Annotated in this window: 2 protein-coding genes; both read left to right on the forward strand. The window is 71.2% G+C overall.

Annotated elements, in window-relative coordinates; all coding sequences use genetic code 11:
- The first annotated feature begins 49 nt into the window (after nucleotides 1-49).
- The gene (locus B7L92_RS23575; protein ID WP_081239440.1) at nucleotides 50-2095 is read left to right on the forward strand and encodes an APC family permease; all 2046 of its coding nucleotides are present in this window, start codon (nucleotides 50-52) and stop codon (nucleotides 2093-2095) included.
- Between the two features lie 69 nt (nucleotides 2096-2164).
- Entirely contained in the window at nucleotides 2165-3493 is a 1329-nt protein-coding gene (locus tag B7L92_RS23580; protein WP_081239441.1) for a class I SAM-dependent RNA methyltransferase, read from the forward strand.
- Nucleotides 3494-3736 lie beyond the last annotated feature (243 nt).

Below are 3736 nucleotides of genomic sequence, written 5' to 3' on the forward strand. Positions count from 1 at the left end.
GCGGGGGAGGGTGGGCGGCCCCTCCTCCGAAGGCTTACGATCCTCTGTTGTGTCCAAACTGACCGACGTGCCCAAACGGATTCTGATCGGGCGCGCACTGCGCAGCGACCGGCTGGGGGAAACACTTCTGCCGAAGCGCGTCGCACTCCCCGTTTTCGCCTCCGACCCGCTGTCCTCCGTGGCGTACGCGCCCGGTGAGGTCCTGCTGGTCCTGTCCATCGCGGGCCTGTCGGCGTACCACTTCAGCCCCTGGATCGCCGTCGCGGTCGTCGTGCTGATGTTCACCGTCGTCGCCTCCTACCGGCAGAACGTCCGCGAGTACCCCAGCGGTGGCGGCGACTACGAGGTGGCCACCACCAACCTCGGCCCCAGGGCCGGGCTGACCGTCGCGAGCGCCCTGCTCGTCGACTACGTCCTGACGGTCGCCGTGTCGATCTCCGCCGGCATCGAGAACCTGGGCTCGGCGATCCCGTTCGTCGTCGAGAACAAGGTGGCCTGCGCGATCGGCGTGATCGTGCTGCTGACGCTGATGAACCTGCGCGGGGTCAGGGAGTCGGGCACGCTCTTCGCGATCCCGACGTACGTCTTCGTCGCGGGCGTCTTCACCATGATCGTGTGGGGGGCGTTCCGCGCGGTGGTGCTCGGCGACGAGATGCGGGCACCGACCGCGGACTTCGAGATCAAGCCCGAACACCCCGGCCTGGCGGGCTTCGCCCTGGTCTTCCTCCTGCTGCGGGCCTTCTCCTCCGGCTGTGCCGCGCTCACCGGCGTCGAGGCGATCTCCAACGGCGTCCCCGCCTTCCGCAAGCCCAAGTCGCGGAACGCGGCGACCACGCTCGCGATGATGGGCCTGCTCGCCGTCAGCATGTTCTGCGGCATCATCGCGCTGGCGGCGGCCACCCACGTCCGCATGGCCGAGAACCCGGCCGTGGACCTGATCCACGACGGCGTCCCGCTCGGCCCGGGCTATGTGCAGGACCCGGTGATCTCGCAGGTCGCCGAGGCCGTCTTCGGTCACGGCAGCCTCCTGTTCATGATCCTCGCCGCCGCCACCGCGCTGGTGCTGTTCCTCGCCGCGAACACCGCCTACAACGGCTTCCCGCTGCTCGGCTCGATCCTCGCCCAGGACCGCTACCTCCCCCGTCAGCTGCACACCCGCGGCGACCGCCTCGCCTTCTCCAACGGCATCGTGCTGCTCGCGAGCGCCGCGGGACTGCTGGTGTGGATCTACGGCGCCGACTCCACGCGGCTGATCCAGCTCTACATCGTCGGCGTGTTCGTGTCCTTCACGCTCAGCCAGACCGGCATGGTCCGGCACTGGAACCGCCTGCTGGCCACCGAGAGGGAGCAGGCCAAGCGGCGCCACATGATCCGCTCGCGGGCCATCAACACCTTCGGTGCCTTCTTCACCGGCCTGGTGCTGGTCGTCGTGCTCGTCACCAAGTTCAGCCACGGCGCCTGGGTCGCGCTGCTCGGCATGTGCATCTTCTACGCGACGATGACGGCGATCCGCAGGCACTACGACCGCGTCGCCGAGGAGATCGCGGCCCCGGAGACGCCGAGCGACGACATGGTGCGGCCCTCCCGGGTCCACTCGGTCGTCCTGGTCTCCAAGATCCACCGCCCCACGCTGCGGGCGCTCGCCTACGCCAAGCTGATGCGCTCGGACACCCTCGAGGCGCTCAGCGTCAACGTGGACCCGGCGGAGACCAGGGCGCTGCAGGCGGAGTGGGAGCGGCGCGGCATCGACGTCCCCCTGAAGGTGCTCGACTCCCCGTACCGGGAGGTCACGCGGCCGGTCATCGAGTACGTGAAGGGCCTGCGCAGGGAGTCGCCGCGCGACGTCGTCTCCGTCATCATCCCCGAGTACGTGGTCGGCCACTGGTACGAGCACCTGCTGCACAACCAGAGCGCGCTGCGGCTCAAGGGCCGGCTGCTGTTCACCCCGGGCGTGATGGTGACCTCGGTGCCGTACCAGCTGCAGTCCTCCGAGGTGGCCAAACGGCGTGTCCGCAGGCGGCAGGAGTGGGCCGCGCCCGGCTCGGTGCGGCGCGGTCCGGCGGAGCGGGCGAAGGACACCTCCACGCACACGTAGACTGGTGGGCTGTTGTCGCGGGCCCACGGGTCCGCCCGCCCGCTCTCGATGTTGTGGAGTCACCCCGCCATGCAGGCAGAACCGAGGAAATCACTGGTGGGGGAGGAGTACGAGGTCGAGGTCGGCCCCGTCGCCCACGGCGGCCACTGCATCGCCCGTACGTCCGCCGGACAGGTCCTCTTCGTCCGGCACGCCCTGCCCGGCGAACGGGTCGTCGCGCGGGTGACGGAGGGCGAGGAGGGGGCCCGCTTCCTGCGCGCCGACGCGGTGAACGTGCTGGACGCCTCCAAGGACCGGATCGACGCCCCCTGCCCCTTCGCCGGCCCCGGCCGCTGCGGCGGCTGCGACTGGCAGCACGCCAAGCCGGGGGCGCAGCGGCGCCTGAAGGGCGAGGTCGTCACCGAGCAGCTGCGGCGCCTCGCCGGGCTCACGCCCGAGGAGGTCGGCTGGGACGGCACGGTGATGCCCGCCGAGGGCGACAAGGTCCCCGCGGGCCAGGTCCCGGCGTGGCGCACCCGCGTGCAGTACGCGGTGACCGCCGACGGCCGCGCGGGACTGCGCCGGCACCGCTCGCACGAGGTCGAGCCGATCGACCACTGCATGATCGCCGCCGAGGGCGTCAGCGAGCTCGGCATCGAGAAGCGGGACTGGACGGGCATGGACTCCGTCGAGGCGATCGCGGCGACGGGCTCCCAGGACCGCCAGGTCGTCCTGACCCCCAAGCCGGGCTGCCGCCTGCCGCTGGTCGAACTGGACCGCCCGGTCTCGGTCCTGCGGATCGACGAGCGCTCCGGCCAGGTCCACCGCGTCCACGGCCGCCCCTTCGTCCGCGAACGCGCGGACGGTCGCACCCACCGCGTCGGCGGCGGAGGCTTCTGGCAGGTCCACCCGCAGGCCGCCGACACCCTGGTCACCGCGGTGATGCAGGGCCTGCTGCCCCGCAAGGGCGACACGGCCCTCGACCTGTACTGCGGCGTCGGCCTGTTCGCGGGCGCCCTGGCCGACCGGGTCGGCGACCAGGGCGCGGTCCTCGGCATCGAGTCCGGCAGGCGTGCCGTGGAGGACGCCCGGCACAACCTCGCGGACTTCCCCCGCGTCCGCATCGAGCAGGGCAAGGTCGAGTCCGTCCTGCCCCGCACCGGCATCACGGAGGTCGACCTCGTCGTCCTGGACCCGCCGCGCGCGGGCGCCGGCCGGAAGACGGTGGAGCACCTGTCGTCGCTGGGTGCCCGGAGGATCGCCTACGTGGCCTGCGACCCGGCCGCCCTGGCCCGGGACCTGGCGTACTTCCGGGACGGGGGGTACCGGGTGCGGACGCTGCGGGTGTTCGACCTGTTCCCGATGACGCACCACGTGGAGTGCGTGGCGATTCTGGAGCCTGCGGCAAAGGGCCTATGACCTGCTGTTCCTTCTGTTCCTGCTGGCTCCGGGCGGTGGCCCCGACCTGTTTCCGTGACGCGTGACGTGGACTGTGCCGAGGTGTCGGACAGTGCTGCTGATCTGCTGTTTCCCAGGCTTGTACGGGGATCACGGATGCAGGGCCCCGATTCCGCAGGGACGGGTCCGCAGGGACGGGAGTGCATCGCCTCGACGCTCCTTCGGCGCTCCACCTGATCGGGCATCAGGTGGAGGGGTGCTGCT

The organism is Streptomyces viridosporus (assembly GCF_002078235.1).
In the GTDB taxonomy this organism is placed as follows: Bacteria; Actinomycetota; Actinomycetes; order Streptomycetales; family Streptomycetaceae; genus Streptomyces; species Streptomyces viridosporus.

Coding starts and splice junctions, on each gene's coding strand:
- B7L92_RS23580 (WP_081239441.1), top strand. CDS start 2,165: ATGCAGGCAGAACCGAGGAAATCACTGGTGGGGGAGGAGTACGAGGTC.